The organism is Caulobacter sp. CCH9-E1, assembly GCF_001556515.1.
Lineage (GTDB): Bacteria > Pseudomonadota > Alphaproteobacteria > Caulobacterales > Caulobacteraceae > Caulobacter.
On the sequence record NZ_LSJA01000370.1, the window covers coordinates 1 to 14,642 of the forward strand.

A 14,642-nucleotide genomic window follows, 5' to 3' on the forward strand; every position below is an offset into this window, starting at 1 on the left:
AACCCCTCATCCGACCCGCTTCGCGGGCCACCTTCTCCCGCAAGGGGAGAAGGGATGACGACTGCTATCGGATCCTGAAATGCGCCCCGTCTTCGTCAACATCGGTGAGCGCACCAACGTCACCGGCTCGGCCAAGTTCAAGAAGCTGATCGTCGAGGGGAACTATCCCGAGGCGCTGTCGGTCGCGCGCCAGCAGGTCGAGGCCGGCGCCCAGGTCATCGACGTCAACATGGACGAGGGTCTGCTGGACAGCCAGCAGGCCATGGTCACCTTCCTGAACCTGATGGCGGCCGAGCCCGACATCGCCCGCGTGCCGGTGATGATCGACAGCTCCAAGTGGGAGGTGATCGAGGCCGGGCTGAAGTGCGTCCAGGGCAAGGCGATCGTCAACTCGATCAGCCTGAAGGAAGGCGAGGAGAAGTTCCTCCAACAGGCCAAGCTGTGTCTGCGCTACGGCGCGGCCGTGGTGGTCATGGCCTTCGACGAGGTCGGCCAGGCCGACACCGAAAAGCGCAAGGTCGAGATCTGCGAGCGGGCTTACAACACTCTGGTCGACAAGGTCGGCTTTCCGCCCGAGGACATCATCTTCGACCCCAACATCTTCGCCGTGGCGACGGGGATCGAGGAGCACGACAACTACGCCGTCGACTTCATCGAGGCCACGCGCCGCATCAAGCAGATGCTGCCTTACGCCCGCGTGTCGGGCGGGGTGTCGAACGTCTCGTTCAGCTTCCGCGGCAACGAGCCGGTGCGCCGGGCGATCCACTCGGTGTTCCTGTATCACGCCATCAACGCCGGCATGGACATGGGCATCGTCAACGCTGGCGACCTGCCGGTCTATGACGACATCGATCCCGTGCTGCGCGAGGCCGTCGAGGATGTGATCCTCAACCGTCCCCAGCGCGACCCGAACCAGACCAACACCGAGCGCCTGGTCGAGATGGCCCCCCGCTACAAGGGCGAGAAGGGCCAGCAGCAGGTCGCCAACCTGGGATGGCGCAAGGGGACGGTGAACGAGCGCCTGACCCACGCCCTGGTCCACGGCGTCACCGAGTTCATCGAAGCCGACACCGAAGAGGCGCGCCTGGCCGCCGAGCGTCCGCTGCACGTCATCGAAGGCCCGCTGATGGACGGCATGAACGTGGTCGGCGACCTGTTCGGCGCGGGCAAGATGTTCCTGCCCCAGGTGGTGAAGTCGGCGCGCGTCATGAAGCAGGCCGTGGCCTGGCTGATGCCGTTCATGGAGGCCGAGAAGGAAGGCCAAGCGCGCCAGGCCGCCGGCAAGGTGCTGATGGCGACCGTCAAGGGCGACGTCCACGACATTGGCAAGAACATCGTCGGCGTCGTGCTGCAGTGTAACAACTACGAGGTCGTCGACCTGGGCGTCATGGTGCCCGCCGACCGGATCCTGGAAGAAGCCAAGAAGCACAAGGTCGACATGATCGGCCTGTCGGGCCTGATCACGCCGTCGCTGGACGAGATGGTGTTCGTGGCCGCCGAGATGGAGCGCCAGGGCTTCGACATCCCGCTGCTGATCGGCGGCGCCACCACCAGCCGCACCCACACGGCGGTCAAGATCGAGCCGGCCTATCGCCGGGGCCCCACGACCTATGTCGTCGACGCCAGCCGCGCCGTCGGCGTGGTCAGCGCGCTGCTGTCGCCGACCGAGCGCGACAGGACCATCGCCGAGACCCGCGCCGAATACGTCAAAGTCCGCGAGCAGTACGCGCGGGGCCAGACGACCAAGGCCCGCGCCTCGATCAAGGAGGCCCGCGAGCGCGCCTTCGCCATCGACTGGAAGGGCTACGTCCCGCCCAAGCCGGCCTTCCTCGGCGCGCGGGTGTTCGAGCCGTCGCTGGCCGAGCTCGTGCCCTTCATCGACTGGTCGCCGTTCTTCGCCAGCTGGGAGCTGATCGGCCGCTATCCGCAGATTCTGGAGGACGACGTGGTCGGCCAGGCCGCCACCGACCTCTATCGCGACGCCCGCGCCATGTTGGACAAGGTGGTCGAGGAGAAGTGGTTCGGCGCCAAGGGCGTGATCGGCTTCTGGCCGGCCCAGGCCCAGGGCGACGACATCGTGCTCTACACCGACGACACCCGCACCGCCGAGTTCTCGCGCCTGCACACCCTGCGCCAGCAGATGGACAAGGGCGAGGGCAAGTCGAACGTCGCCCTGTCGGACTTCGTCGCGCCGATCGGGCAGGGGGCGGACTATGTCGGCGGCTTCGCCGTCACCGCCGGCCATGGCGAGGACGAGATCGTCAAACGCTTCAAGGACGCCGGCGACGACTACAGCGCGATCATGGCCTCGGCCCTGGCCGACCGCCTGGCCGAAGCCTTCGCCGAGTGGCTGCACTACAAGGCCCGCGTCGAGCTTTGGGGCTACGCCCCCGACGAAGCGGCCGACACCGAGGTGATGATCGCCGAGAAGTACCAGGGCATCCGCCCGGCTCCCGGCTATCCCGCCCAGCCCGACCACACCGAGAAGGGCACGCTGTTCAAGCTGCTCGACGCCGAGGCGGCCACCGGCCTGCAACTGACCGAGAGCTACGCCATGACCCCCGGCGCGGCGGTCTCGGGCCTCTATTTCAGCCATCCGCAGGCGCATTACTTCGGCGTCGGCAAGATCGACGCCGACCAGGTCGAGGACTACGCCCGCCGCAAGGGCTGGGACCTGGCCACGGCGGAGCGCTGGCTCTCGCCGATCCTGAACTACGATCCCCTGGTCCGGGCGCGCGGCGCGGCGGCGTAAGCTCTAAAAGCGTGTCATCCCGGAAGCCTCGCAGAGGCTATCCGGGACCCAGGGGCCACAAGCTCGGCGCTCCTTCACCCCCTGGGTCCCGGCTCTACGCTGCGCTTCGGCCGGGATGACACGGTTATGATGGTGTCGTCCGCCGCCTTGCGAACGGCGTTCTCCAGCTCCATCCTCTCCCCAACGAAAGACGGGAGGGGACGATATGGATCGCTCGGGCGTGAGCCGCCGGGCGCTGGGGGCTATGGCCCTGGGCGGCGCGGCCTTGGGGGTGTCGGGATGCGATGGGCCTGGCGACACGGACCTGACGCCCAAGAGCCGGCAATTTCCAAGGGACTTCATCTGGGGCGTCGCCACCGCCGCCTTCCAGACCGAGGGCTCGCAGACCGCAGACGGGCGCGGGCCCAGCGTCTGGGACGCCTTCGAGAAGGTCCCCGGCCACGTCAAGGACGGCTCGGACGCCACGGTCGCCACCGACAGCTATCGCCGCTTCCAGGACGACGTCGACCTGATCGCGGGGGCGAGCCTCGACGCCTATCGCTTCTCGATCAGCTGGTCGCGCATCCTGCCGACGGGCGAGGGGGCCGTGAACGCGGCGGGCCTGGATCACTATTCCCAGCTGGTCGACGCCCTGCTGGCCAAGGGTGTCGCGCCCTACGCCACGCTGTTCCACTGGGACCTGCCGCAGGGCTTGCAGGACAAGGGCGGCTGGAAGAACCGCGACACCGCCCAGCGCCTGGCCGACTACGCCCACGCGGTGGTCGAGAAGCTCGGCGATCGCCTGAAGAACTACATCGTACTGAACGAGGCGGCCGTCCACGCCGTCTTCGGCCACGTGCTGGGCGAGCAGGCGCCGGGGCTGAAGGACGACAAGCTGCTGGGGCCGGTGATCCACCACATGAACCTCGGCCAGGGCCTGGCCATGCAGGCGCTGCGGGCGGGCGGGCAGGACCTCAAGGTCGGCACGACCATGGCCCTGCAGCCCTGCCGTCCGGCCGGCGGTCCTTGGGCGATCTGGAATCGCCTGGCCTCGGACGGTCTGGACTCGCTGTGGAACGGCGCCTGGCTCGATCCCCTGTTCAAGGGGACCTATCCCAAGGCGATGGACGACTTCCTGAAGGGCGTCGTGCTTGAAGGGGATATGGCGACCACCCGGCAGCCTGTCGATTTCCTGGGCGTGAACTACTACGCCCCGGCCTATGTGCGGCTGGACCTGAACGCGCCCGGCAAGATCGCCCAGGCCGCCCCACCGAAAGGCGCGGAGCTGGACGCCTTCGGCCGCCACATCGATCCGTCAGGCCTGTTCGAGGTGCTGAACCGGGTGCGTCGCGACTATGGCGCCCCGCAGATGCTGGTCACCGAGAACGGCTGCTCGGACCCGTTCAGTCGTGGGCCGGCGATCCTCGACGACCAGTTCCGCATCGCCTATCTGCGCCGCCACCTGCTGGCGGTGCTGGCGGCGCGCGAGGCCGGATGCGACGTGCGCGGCTATTTCGAGTGGACCCTGATCGACAACTTCGAATGGGACCTCGGCTACACCTCGAAGTTCGGCCTGGTGGCGATGGATCGCGCGACCGGCGTCCGGACGCCGAAGGCCTCCTATCGGTGGTTCAAGGCCTTGGCCGAGAGCGGGGTGTTGGCGGGCTGATGATCCTCCCCCGCGATGCGGGGGAGGTGGCCCAGAGGGCCGGAGGGGGCTAACGCGACATTTGCCCAGCTCGCCCCCTCAGTCGCTCCGCGACAGCTCCCCCGCATCGCGGGGGAGCAACAAATCAATTCGGCTTGCAGATCAGCACGTCGCGGCCGCCGCGCTTGGCGGGCAGCAGGCTGCCGGCGCAGGGGACCGGATTGACGGGATCGACGATGATCTCGTTGCCGCCGATCGGAGGCAGCTTCTTGGCGGGCGCCGCGGCCTTGGCCTTCGGCGGCGCGCTGGCGGCGGGCGCGGGCTTGGCGGCTTCCGGCTTGGGCTGGACCGTCTCGGGCTTGGGCTCAGGCCGGACGGGTTCGGAGGCGGGCTGCGGCGCGGGCGTTTCCGGCGGCGGCGCGCTCGGCGCGGCGGGCGCCGGCGGCGGCGTCGTGGCCGAAACCGCGTTGTAGTTCAGCGCGCGGCCCAGGATGCTCGACTTCATCTCCAGCGTCTTGGCGCGCTTCTCGCAATCGCCGGGCGGGCTCCAGCTCATCCACATCTGCGCCAGGCGCGCCTTGTCGACCGAGCCCGCGCCTTGCCAGATGGCCGCGCCGCGCTTGACCTGGGCCGCGCCATATTCCGAGATCGGGCGCGGGCTGGCCTTTTCAGCCGCGGTGATCGCCGAGGCGAAGGTCTTGAGGTCCTTCTGCGCCTGGGCGCGCATCTCCGGATAGGTCTTCAGCGCGGCCTGGACGCCGTCCGGGCCTGGGAACGCCTTCTCGATCCGCGTCACCTCCGGCATCACGCGGTCGTAGAGATTGGCGTAACCGCCCAGGGCGCCGTAGCACCAAGCGACATAGCCGTACTCGTCGGTCGGCGGCGCGTTCAGGGACGTCTGGGCGCTCGCCTGGCCGTCCTGGGCCAACAGGGCGAGAGCGAGAAAGAGGGCGTTCGCCATGCGGCGGAGGTCCTTTCGAATAATCGTATGGAGTGACTAGAGCATTTCGATCGGGATTGGGACCGTTGCGTGGCGCAACCGAACCAAGCGGAGCCATAACGAGCCAAAGCCCGATCGGCTCCCACATTGCGGCCATGCGCATTCGCCGCATTGCAACGAAGTCATGTGAATGATCATTCTCAATGTGCTAGAAGCACCTTGTCGACGTGATCCGCATCGCCTCGATTTCCGTATTCACCTATGTCCGCTGGTTTCGAGGCGTTCATGAGCTTCTGGCGCAATATTGCGAGCATCGCCGCCCGGCGTCTCGACCTGGCCGACTGCACCGAGTGTCCGGGAGGCCTGCCGGGCGAGGATCCGGCCTTTTCGACGGCGGTGACGGCGCTGGGCGCCAAGCTGGCCAAGGTCGACGGCCGCGCCGACGGGCACGAATTCGCCGCCTTCACCGAAGTGTTCCAGCCGGATCCGGCGTCCGAGCCGAACATCCATCGCCTGTATGACCTGGCGCGTCAGACGACTCACGGCTTCGAGAGCTACGCCAAGCGCTTGGCCAAGCGTTATTCCAGCTGCCCGCAGCTGCTGGAGGACGTGGTCGACGGCCTGTTCCACATCGCCAAGTCCGACGGCGTGGTGACCCACGACGAGCTGGCCTATCTGGAGCGGGTGTCCAGCCTGTTCGGCATGTCGCCGCTGGCCTTCCGGCGGCTGCGCGCCACCCACCTGGGCGTTGGCGCCGATGATCCCTACGCCATCCTTGATGTGCCGGCCGACGCCGACGACGCCACGGTCCACAAGGCCTGGAAGATCGCCTTGACCAACGCGCACCCTGATCGGGCCCGCGCGCGGGGTCTGCCCGCCGAGTTCATCGAAGTGGCCGAGGCCAAGGCCGCCGCGATCAACGCCGCCTTCTCGACGGTGATGCGCGAGCGCCGGGAACTGGGTCTCGCCGCCGCCGGTTGAGGTGAGGCGTTTGGTCTCGCGCTAAGCGAGGGAAAAAGGCTTTTCATCCGCGATCGGCGGGTGTTCAGTTGATGTTCAGCGCTTGTGAACCACCTAAGAAGGATCATGAGCGTGACGAGAGGACGCCGATGACTAACACCGCCGCAGTTTCGCCCTTGCGCAACCTCGCTTGGATCGCGGGCGCGCTCGCGACGTCGGCGGCCGTGGTGATCGGCGCGGTTCTGGCCGTGGTCTTCGCCGCCACCGTGGTGGTGGTCGGCTTTATCGGCAGCGCGCTGTTCGGCCTGGCGGCGTTCGCCTTCCGCGGACGCAAGATGACCAGTGCCCGCGACGCCGATCCCAGCCTGATCGAAGCCCGCAACGTCGGCGGCCACTCCTGGGTCGCCTACGGCTGGAACGAGCGGCGCTAGACTAACCCGCTAGCCTTCCCCAACGTCGCGCTTGCCCCGGCCGCGCGCGTGACCCATCCTGCCTTTCAAACAAATGTTGGGAGGCAATCATGATCGGCGTCGTCGCGACCCTGTACGTCCAGCCGGACAAGACCGCTGAATTCGAGAAGGTGTTCCTGGACCTGGCCGCCAAGGTGAAGGCCAACGAGCCGGGCTGCCTGATGTACCAGCTGACCAAGTCCAAGACCGAGGCCGGCGTCTACAAGGTGCTGGAGCTCTACGCCTCGACCGACGCGCTGAAGCACCACGGCGGCACCGACTATTTTAAGGCCGCCGGCGCGGCGATGGGGCCGACCATGGCCGCCGCGCCGAACATCGAGTACCTCGACGCGGTGGAGTAGGCGATGGACCTGGCGTTCTCGGCCGAGGATCTGGCCTTCCAGCAGGAGGTGCGCGACTGGATCGCCACCGCCTATGACGACGACCTGCGCCACAAGATGAGCCAGTCCAAGAACGGCTATCTGGACAAGGCCGGCCAAGTGAAGTGGCAGAAGAAGCTCTACGAGCGCGGCTGGGCGGCGCCGGACTGGCCCGTCGAGCACGGCGGCCCGGGCTTCACGGCCTCGCAGCGCTACATCTTCAACATGGAGATGAGCCTGGCCGGCGTGCCGACCTCGTCGCCGATGGGTCTGAAGATGGTCGCGCCGGTGATCATGGCCTTCGGGACCGACGCGCAGAAGGCCCAGCACCTGCCGCCGATCCTGCGCTCGGACATCTGGTGGTGCCAGGGCTATTCGGAGCCCGGCTCGGGCTCGGACCTCGCCAGCCTGCAGATGCGGGCCGAGCGCGATGGCGACGACTACGTCCTGAACGGCTCCAAGATCTGGACCACCCACGCCCAGTGGGCCGACTGGATGTTCTGCCTGGTCCGGACCTCGACGCAAGGACGGCCGCAGGAGGGCATCTCGTTCCTGCTGCTGCGGATGGACACGCCCGGCATCCAGATCAAGCCGCTGCCGACCCTGGATGGCCCGCCCGAGAACGAGCAGGAGATCAACCAGGTCTTCTTCGACAATGTCCGCGTCCCCGTCGCCAACCGGATCGGCGAGGAGAACAAGGGCTGGACCTACGCCAAGTACCTGCTGGAGTTCGAGCGCGGCAACGCCTACGCGCCGGGCCTGATGCACATGCTCAAGAAGGTCAAGCGCATCGCCGCCCTGGAGCTGGCCGACGATGGCGGGCGGCTGATCGACGATCCCGACTTCCGGACCAAGATCAGCAACCTCGAGATTCAGGTCCAGGCGCTGAACGCCAGCGAGCTGCGGATCTTCTCCGGCCGCTCGGCGGGCAAGGCGATCGGCCCGGCTTCGTCGATGCTGAAGTGTGTCGGCTCCGAGCAGCAGCAGGCGATCACCGAGCTGACGCTCGAGGCGGTCGGCGCCTACGCCGCGCCGTTCGTGCGCGATCCGTGGTCGAAGAGCAACGAGGGCCGGGCGGGGCCGGACTACGCCGCGCCGGCCGCGCCAGCCTATTTCAGCTACCGCAAGACCTCGATCTACGCCGGCTCAAACGAGATCCAGCGCAACATCATGGCCAAGATGGTTCTGGGGCTGTGAGGTTCCAAAGGCGTGTCATCCTGGCCGTAGCGTAGCGAAGAGCCGGGACCCAGGGGCGGCCGCCGCGGCGCTCCTGCAATCCCTGGGTCCCGGATAGCCTCTTCGAGGCTTCCGGGATGACACGATTTGTTGGTTCGAAAGCCTCGGCATAGGGGCTTCGCAGTTTTTCTCGCTGGTCATGCTTCCGAACAAATGTTTGGATCGCCCGCAACACCCCCTGTTCCGGATCTCCGATGTCTATCGACGCCCTGTTCAAGCCCTTCGAGTTCAAGTCGCTGAAGCTGCCCAATCGGGTGGTGATGGCGCCGATGACGCGGTCGTTCTCGCCGGGCGGCGTGCCGACCGACGAGGTCGCCGCCTATTATCGCCGCCGCGCCGAAAACGAGGTCGGGCTGATCGTCACCGAGGGCACCGGCGTCGCGCGCCCGGCCTCGCTGAACGACGCCAAGGTGCCGCGCTTCCACGGCGAGAAGGAACTGGCGGCCTGGAAGAAGGTCGTCGATGAGGTCCATGCCGCCGGCGGCCTGATCGCCCCGCAGCTGTGGCACGTCGGCGCCGCCAAGGGGCCGGATCAGCTGGGCAAGGTCGACAGCCCCTCGGGCCTGTCGAAGGCCGGCGGGACGCCCTTCACCGAGCCGATGACCGACGCCGACATCGCCGACACCATCGCCGCCTTCGGCCAGGCGGCGGCCGACGCCAAGCGCCTGGGCTTCGACGCCGTCGAGTTGCACGGCGCCCACGGCTATCTGATCGACCAGTTCTTCTGGCCGGGCACCAATGTCCGCACCGACAAGTGGGGCGGCCCGACGATCGGCGAGCGCGGCCGCTTCGCCGCCGAGATCCTGAAGGCCGTTCGCGCCGCCGTCGGCCCCGACTATCCGGTCATCATCCGCCTGTCGCAGTGGAAGCAGCAGGACTACGCCGCGCGCCTGGCGACCACGCCGCAGGAAATGGAAGCCTGGCTGCAGCCGCTGGCCGACGCCGGCGCCGACATTTTCCACTGCAGCCAGCGCCGCTTCTGGGAGCCGGAGTTCGAGGGCAGCGACCTGAACTTCGCTGGCTGGGCCAAGAAGCTGACCGGCGCCCCGACCATCACGGTCGGCTCGGTCGGCCTTTCGGGCGAGTTCATCGCCGCGTTCGGCGGCGAAGGCAGCCAGCCCGCCTCGCTGGACGGCTTGCTGGAACGCCTGGAGCGCGGCGACTTCGACCTGGTCGGCGTGGGCCGCGCCCTGCTGCAGGACCCCGAATGGGTCGTGAAGGTCCACCAGGGTCGCAACGACGAACTGAAGAACTTCGAGCGCCAGGCGCTGGGGGTTCTGTACTAGGCGGCAAGTAAATGCTCCCCGCGGTGCGGGGGAGCTGTCGCGGAGCGACTGAGGGGGCGAGCTGAGCGAACGCCGCGTTGGCCCCCTCCGGCCCTCTGGGCCACCTCCCCCGCATCGCGGGGGAGGAGCTATCCGTTGAAGTTCAGCTTCAGGCCCGGCCGCGGCCACCGGGCCTTGTAGAGCTTTCCTGTCCCCGACGCCGTGATCCAGGCGTCGCGCATGTCCGCCCCGCCGAAGCAGATGTTGGTCACGATCACGTCCGGGAAGACGTAGTGCTCGGTCGAGCCGTCCGGGTCGAAGGCGGTGATCCCGCCGTTGATGATCGTCGCCACGCAGAGCTTGCCGCCGGCCTCGACCGCCAGACTGTCCAGCAGCTGGTAGCCCGGCAGGTTGCAGACGACATTTCCCGGCTGAAGCGGCGCGGGATCGGTCAGCACGCCAGGTGACGCCACGTCGAACGACCACAGGCGACCCAGCATGGTGTCGGCCATGTAGACGGTCTTTTCGTCGGGTGAGAGACCCACGCCATTGGGCGAGACGAAGTGGTCGCGCCAGCGTGTGATCTGCGAACCGTCGGGCAGGGCGTAGTAGAGCGCCCCGTACTTGCGGCCGTCCGGCGTGGAGCAGCCGTGGTCGGTGAACCAGAAGCCGCCCTGCTTGTCGAAGACGAGGTCGTTGGGCCCGACCAGCGGCTTGCCGTCGCAGTGTGTGTAGAGCGTCGTCACCGCGCCGGTCGCCAGGTCCACGCGTTGGATCGAGCCGCCCGTGTGCGTCGGCGGCGTCGGGCCAGGAATGTTCAGGCCATTGGCCTCGAAGAAGGCGAAGCTGCCGCCATTATTGGTGACGTAGAGAGCCCCGTCAGGGCCGATCGCGGCGCCGTTCGGCCCGCCGCCGGTCTGCGCCACCGTCTCCTTGCGGCCGTCCGGCCTGATGCGCGTCAGGCGCTGGCCCTGGATCTCGGTGACGATGACCGAGCCGTCGGCCATGGCCACCGGGCCTTCGGGGAATTGCAGGCCTTCGGCTACGAGTTGGATGTCCATCGCGCGTCTCTCCCTGTCTCGCCTCTCGCGGGCGATGGGGTGACTATAAACGCGCGTTTGAACTTGGCGAGAGCTCCGTTCCCTTCGACGGGGCTCTAGGGGGCAGCGACGGCGGCGCGGGCCGCATCCTGAGGCGAGGCGGCGGTGAAGCGCGCCACGGCCGCCAGCAGATCATCTCGAACGATCGGCTTGGCCAGGTGGCCGTCCATGCCGGCGGCGAGGCAGCGGGCGATCTGTTCGGGCATGACGTCGGCGCTGAGCGCCAGGATCGGGACGCGGGCCTTGGAGCCTTCCATGGCGCGGATGGCGTGGGTCGCGGCGAGGCCGTCCATGACCGGCATGTGCACGTCCATCAGCACCAGATCGAAGTCCCGGTCGCGCAGAAGCGAAACCGCCGTCGCCCCGTCCTCGGCGGTGATCGCCTCGTGCCCGCCCAGCGTCAGAAGGGCGTAGCCCAGCTCGCGATTGACGTGGTGGTCATCGACCAGCAGCACGCGAGCGCCGCGCAGGCTGGCGGGCGAAGAGGCCGCCGGGTCCAGAGCGGGCGTCGGCTGGGCCGGGATCGCCGGCAGCTCGACCCAGAAGCACGAGCCTTGGCCCGGCGCGCTGATGACGCCGATCTCGCCGCCCATGCGGGTGACCAGAGCCTTGCTGATCGCCAGGCCCAGGCCCGTGCCGCCATATCCGCGGCTGATGGAGCTGTCGGCTTGGGTGAAGCGCTGGAACAGGCGCGCCTGGACGTCGGGCGCGATGCCGATGCCCGTGTCGGAGATCTCGAACCGAAGTCGTTGGTTCGAGACCTCAAGCCGGGCGGTGACGGCGCCCTCGCGCGTGAACTTGATGGCGTTGGACAGCAGGTTCAGCAGCACCTGCCGCAGGCGTGTCTCGTCCAGCAGGAAGAGGCGCTGTTCGTCTCCGCCTTCAATCTCGATCTTGAGGGCCAGATTCTTGGTTTCCGCCGCGGGGCCGGCGATCGCCAACGCATCGCGCAGCACGACGGCCGGCGCCAGCGGCTCCGGGTCCAGCTCCATGCGGCCGGCTTCCAGCTTCGAGAAGTCCAGCAGGTCGTTGATGATCTCGACCAGCGAGCGGCCGGCGCGATTGATCAGGTCGAGGCGTCGGCGGCTATCGGGCGAAAGGCCAGGGTCGCCGGCCACGAGGTCGGCGAAGCCCAGGATGCTGTTCAGCGGCGTGCGGATCTCGTGGCTGATGGTCGCCAGGAATTCCGACTTGGCCTTGTTGGCGGCCTGAGCGCTGGCCTGGGCGTCGCGGGCGGAGTCGCGGCCTCGCGTCAACAGCGCCTGCAGACGCTTTTGCCGTTCCAGGATCATGGCGGCCGTCAGGCAGACGGCGAACAGCATCACGTGGAAGATCACCGTGTGGCGCAAGGGACTCAGCGCCGCGTGACGGTCGATGCCAACGCTATGCAGGACCGCGGGGATCGAGGCGGCCAGGGATGCGATGACCAGGATCGCCGCCGCGCGCGGCCCGCCTCGGAACACGGCCAGCATGGCGGGGGCGAACAGCAGGGCCTGCAAGCCAGGATCCCAGGTGAAGATCGCCACGGCGCTGACGACCACCAGGGCCGTAAGCATGACGATCTGCCAGGCCGACGCCGGGAACATCGGCTTGTGACGGCGGTCCATCAGCATGATGGTGGTCGGCATCGCCAGGAACAGTCCCAGCACGTTTGGCGAAATCCAGTCGGCCCAGCCGCTCCACATGGGCTTGCCGCGAGAGAGCGCCAGACTGACGGTTGTGATCGTGGAGAACACGACAACCAGCACCGCGGCTACGGCGGTCAGGCGGGCCAGGCCCCAGGGACTGCGCATCTGGTTGGTCAGGCCCAAACGCTCCAGGCTCCAGGCGATAAGGAAGTTCTGGATAAGGTCCTGCGGCACCACCAACACGATGAAGGACAGGCGCACGCCGGCGATCAGCTCGATGGCGACGTGAGTGACGCCGGCCAGCGCCAGCATGATCCATCGCGCCTTGCCCTTCAGAGTCAGCAGGCCCGCGATAATCACGGCGTTGGCCGTCCAGATCGACGGCAGGTTGTGGGTCGCGCCAGCCAGGAACAGGCTAAAGACGATGGACCCCCCGAAGGCCGCCAAGAGGCCGGCGATCCGCACAGTCTGGTCGTCGCGCGACGGAATTCGGATAGCCGCGATCAAGATTAGCTCCCCTACCCCGAGTGGGTATCGCAGGTTGTCGTTGCGATCGGGTTTACGGTCTAGGCGTGTTCCATCAGACGCGCTCCAATACCCGGAACACGAACGCGTGGTCGTCGCCGTCGCCGGCGGCGTGCGCCTCACGGCGGACCTCGGTCCAGGCGTTTTCGTCAAAGACGGGGAAATGGACATCGCCGTCGACCTGGGCGTCGACCTCGGTCAGGTAAAGACGCTTGGCCTTGGGCAGGGCCAGTTCGAACAGGGCCCGGCCGCCGATAACGCAGACCTCGTCGACGCTGTCGTCGGCCGCCTGCTCCTTGGCCATCTGGACGGCCTCCATCCAGGTCTCGCAGGCGATCGCGCCTTCGGGCTCGAAGCTCTGGTCGCGGGTGAGGACGACGTTCATCCGGCCGGGCAGGGGCTTGCGGGGCAGGCTGTCCCAGGTCTTGCGGCCCATGATGATGGGCTTGCCCAGGGTGTTGGCCTTGAACAGGGCCAGATCCGATTTCAGTCGCCAGGGCAGGTCGCCGTCGCGACCGATCACCCCGTTGGCGGCGCGGGCGACGACGATGGCGAGGACTGGCTGGGTCATGCCCTCTGATTAGCGGGCGTTGGACGAACACGCCATGGCTTGATCGGAACCTGAACGTTGATCACTCTCATCGTCGAAGAACAGGTATCGGGGAGGGCGCGATGTCGGCGACGGCGTTCGAGATGCACATGGCCCGGACGGGCGGCGTCGATGTCCTGCGCGGTCGCGAGGTCGAGCTGCCGTCGCCGGGCCCCGGCGAGGCGCGCGTGGCGATCGAGGCCGCGGGCGTGGCCTTCGCCGACATCGTCATGCGCACCGGCCTCTATCCTGGCGTGAAGGCGCCGGTGACTCCGGGCTACGACTTCGTCGGTCGGATCGAGGCCCTGGGCCCGGGCGTCGAGGGCGTCCAGGTCGGCCAGCGTGTTGCGGCCCTGACGGTCACGGGCTCTTACGCCACGCGCCGCAATGTCGAAGCGCGTTTCCTGGTCGCCGCGCCCGAGCACGCGCCGGCCGAGGCCCTGGTCGCGGGCGTTCTGAACGGCCTGACCGCCTGGCAGATGTTCCACCGCGTCGCCGGCTCGCTCGCCGGCGAGTGGGTGCTGGTTCACGGCGCGGCGGGCGGTGTCGGTGGGCTGCTGCTGGATTTGGCGCGGCTCTCCGGCGTCAGGGCGATCGGCGCGGCCTCGGCGGGAAAGCGGGCCGAGGTCGAAGCCAAGGGCGGCGTGCATGTGGACTATCGCGCCGAGGCCGTCGCGGCGCGGGCTGTCGAGATCTCGGGCGGCGGCGTGGTCGCGGCCTTCGACCACGTCGGAGGGCCGCATCTGAAAGCGGCGTCGCTGGCCGCTCTGCGTGATGGCGGGACGGCGGTGCTCTATGGCGGCTACGACGCCACCAAGGGCGGCAAGGCGCGGCCGGGCGCGATGCTCAAGATGCTGCTGGCCGATCGCCTCTCGGCGCTGAAGCTGTTCAGCGAGAGTCGGGGCGTGGTCGGCTACAACGTGACGTCCTGGCGCGACGCGCGGCCGGAAGCCTACCGGCAGGATCTGGCGAAGGTGCTGGGTCTGATCGGGCAGGGCGAGATCCAGCCCAGGATCGCCAAGGTCCTGCCGCTCAGCGAAGCCGGTCAGGCCCAGGCCCTGCTGCAGTCGGCCAAGCTGGCGGGGAAGATCGTGCTGAGGCCTTAGGGCGGTCTGCTGGCTCTCCGAGGCCGAAGGCGGCTTTCGACCGAGGCTGTGTAAAAACTCGCGGACGTTGGCGCCGTAGCATGGC

At 67.9% G+C, this 14,642-nt stretch carries 13 protein-coding genes; 9 read left to right on the top strand and 4 right to left on the bottom strand.

The genetic code is table 11. From position 1 onward, the window contains the following. From AX690_RS23795 to AX690_RS20855, 3 genes are all read left to right on the top strand, one after another. Positions 1-78, top strand: a 78-nt coding sequence (locus tag AX690_RS23795) for a hypothetical protein (protein ID WP_231732268.1), incomplete at its 5' end; no start/stop codon positions are given. A gap of 1 nt (position 79) precedes the next feature. Then, positions 80-2,752, top strand: a complete 2,673-nt coding sequence (gene metH / locus AX690_RS20850; protein ID WP_066682786.1) for a methionine synthase — start codon at positions 80-82, stop codon at positions 2,750-2,752. 205 nt (positions 2,753-2,957) lie between these two features. Then, positions 2,958-4,400: a GH1 family beta-glucosidase gene (locus AX690_RS20855; protein ID WP_066682785.1), complete on the top strand. Its 1,443-nt coding sequence runs from the start codon at positions 2,958-2,960 to the stop codon at positions 4,398-4,400. A gap of 124 nt (positions 4,401-4,524) precedes the next feature. Here the strand turns inward: AX690_RS20855 and AX690_RS20860 are convergent, their stop codons facing one another. Continuing rightward, complete coding sequence (locus AX690_RS20860; RefSeq protein ID WP_066682784.1) at positions 4,525-5,340, bottom strand: hypothetical protein; 816 nt, start codon at positions 5,338-5,340, stop codon at positions 4,525-4,527. A 264-nt stretch (positions 5,341-5,604) separates the two neighbouring features. On the opposite strand from AX690_RS20860, the gene AX690_RS20865 reads away from it, so the two are divergent. The 5 genes from AX690_RS20865 to AX690_RS20885 all read left to right on the top strand — a co-directional run bounded on the left by AX690_RS20865 (position 5,605) and on the right by AX690_RS20885 (position 9,630). Further along, positions 5,605-6,300: a DnaJ family molecular chaperone gene (locus tag AX690_RS20865; RefSeq protein WP_066682783.1), complete on the top strand. Its 696-nt coding sequence runs from the start codon at positions 5,605-5,607 to the stop codon at positions 6,298-6,300. Positions 6,301-6,371: 71 nt separating this feature from the next. Beyond that, the gene (locus tag AX690_RS20870; protein ID WP_156449751.1) at positions 6,372-6,710 is read left to right on the top strand and encodes a hypothetical protein; all 339 of its coding nucleotides are present in this window, start codon (positions 6,372-6,374) and stop codon (positions 6,708-6,710) included. Between the two features lie 89 nt (positions 6,711-6,799). Continuing rightward, positions 6,800-7,090, top strand: coding sequence for a putative quinol monooxygenase (locus tag AX690_RS20875; RefSeq protein ID WP_066682781.1), 291 nt, complete (start codon positions 6,800-6,802; stop codon positions 7,088-7,090). A 3-nt stretch (positions 7,091-7,093) separates the two neighbouring features. Further along, positions 7,094-8,305, top strand: coding sequence for an acyl-CoA dehydrogenase family protein (locus tag AX690_RS20880; RefSeq protein WP_066682780.1), 1,212 nt, complete (start codon positions 7,094-7,096; stop codon positions 8,303-8,305). 233 nt (positions 8,306-8,538) lie between these two features. Next, the gene (locus AX690_RS20885) at positions 8,539-9,630 is read left to right on the top strand and encodes an NADH:flavin oxidoreductase (RefSeq protein WP_066682779.1); all 1,092 of its coding nucleotides are present in this window, start codon (positions 8,539-8,541) and stop codon (positions 9,628-9,630) included. A 128-nt stretch (positions 9,631-9,758) separates the two neighbouring features. Here AX690_RS20885 and AX690_RS20890 read toward each other — a convergent pair whose 3' ends face one another. The 3 genes from AX690_RS20890 to AX690_RS20900 form a co-directional block, all read right to left on the bottom strand. Next, positions 9,759-10,670, bottom strand: a complete 912-nt coding sequence (locus AX690_RS20890) for an SMP-30/gluconolactonase/LRE family protein (protein WP_066682778.1) — start codon at positions 10,668-10,670, stop codon at positions 9,759-9,761. Between the two features lie 95 nt (positions 10,671-10,765). Then, on the bottom strand, positions 10,766-12,844 hold the full coding sequence (locus AX690_RS20895; protein WP_066682777.1) for an ATP-binding protein: 2,079 nt from the start codon (positions 12,842-12,844) through the stop codon (positions 10,766-10,768). Between the two features lie 73 nt (positions 12,845-12,917). Next, entirely contained in the window at positions 12,918-13,433 is a 516-nt protein-coding gene (locus tag AX690_RS20900; RefSeq protein ID WP_066682776.1) for a dihydrofolate reductase, read from the bottom strand. Between the two features lie 101 nt (positions 13,434-13,534). Here AX690_RS20900 and AX690_RS20905 point away from each other — a divergent pair, with 101 nt between their 5' ends. Further along, positions 13,535-14,557, top strand: coding sequence for a zinc-binding dehydrogenase (locus tag AX690_RS20905; protein ID WP_082769795.1), 1,023 nt, complete (start codon positions 13,535-13,537; stop codon positions 14,555-14,557). The last annotated feature ends 85 nt before the right edge of the window (positions 14,558-14,642 follow it).

Coding starts and splice junctions, on each gene's coding strand:
- AX690_RS20860 (WP_066682784.1), bottom strand. CDS start 5,340: ATGGCGAACGCCCTCTTTCTCGCTCTCGCCCTGTTGGCCCAGGACGGC.
- AX690_RS20855 (WP_066682785.1), top strand. CDS start 2,958: ATGGATCGCTCGGGCGTGAGCCGCCGGGCGCTGGGGGCTATGGCCCTG.
- AX690_RS20880 (WP_066682780.1), top strand. CDS start 7,094: ATGGACCTGGCGTTCTCGGCCGAGGATCTGGCCTTCCAGCAGGAGGTG.
- AX690_RS20900 (WP_066682776.1), bottom strand. CDS start 13,433: ATGACCCAGCCAGTCCTCGCCATCGTCGTCGCCCGCGCCGCCAACGGG.
- AX690_RS20875 (WP_066682781.1), top strand. CDS start 6,800: ATGATCGGCGTCGTCGCGACCCTGTACGTCCAGCCGGACAAGACCGCT.
- AX690_RS20885 (WP_066682779.1), top strand. CDS start 8,539: ATGTCTATCGACGCCCTGTTCAAGCCCTTCGAGTTCAAGTCGCTGAAG.
- AX690_RS20890 (WP_066682778.1), bottom strand. CDS start 10,670: ATGGACATCCAACTCGTAGCCGAAGGCCTGCAATTCCCCGAAGGCCCG.
- AX690_RS20870 (WP_156449751.1), top strand. CDS start 6,372: ATGTTCAGCGCTTGTGAACCACCTAAGAAGGATCATGAGCGTGACGAG.
- AX690_RS20905 (WP_082769795.1), top strand. CDS start 13,535: ATGTCGGCGACGGCGTTCGAGATGCACATGGCCCGGACGGGCGGCGTC.
- AX690_RS20865 (WP_066682783.1), top strand. CDS start 5,605: ATGAGCTTCTGGCGCAATATTGCGAGCATCGCCGCCCGGCGTCTCGAC.
- metH (WP_066682786.1), top strand. CDS start 80: ATGCGCCCCGTCTTCGTCAACATCGGTGAGCGCACCAACGTCACCGGC.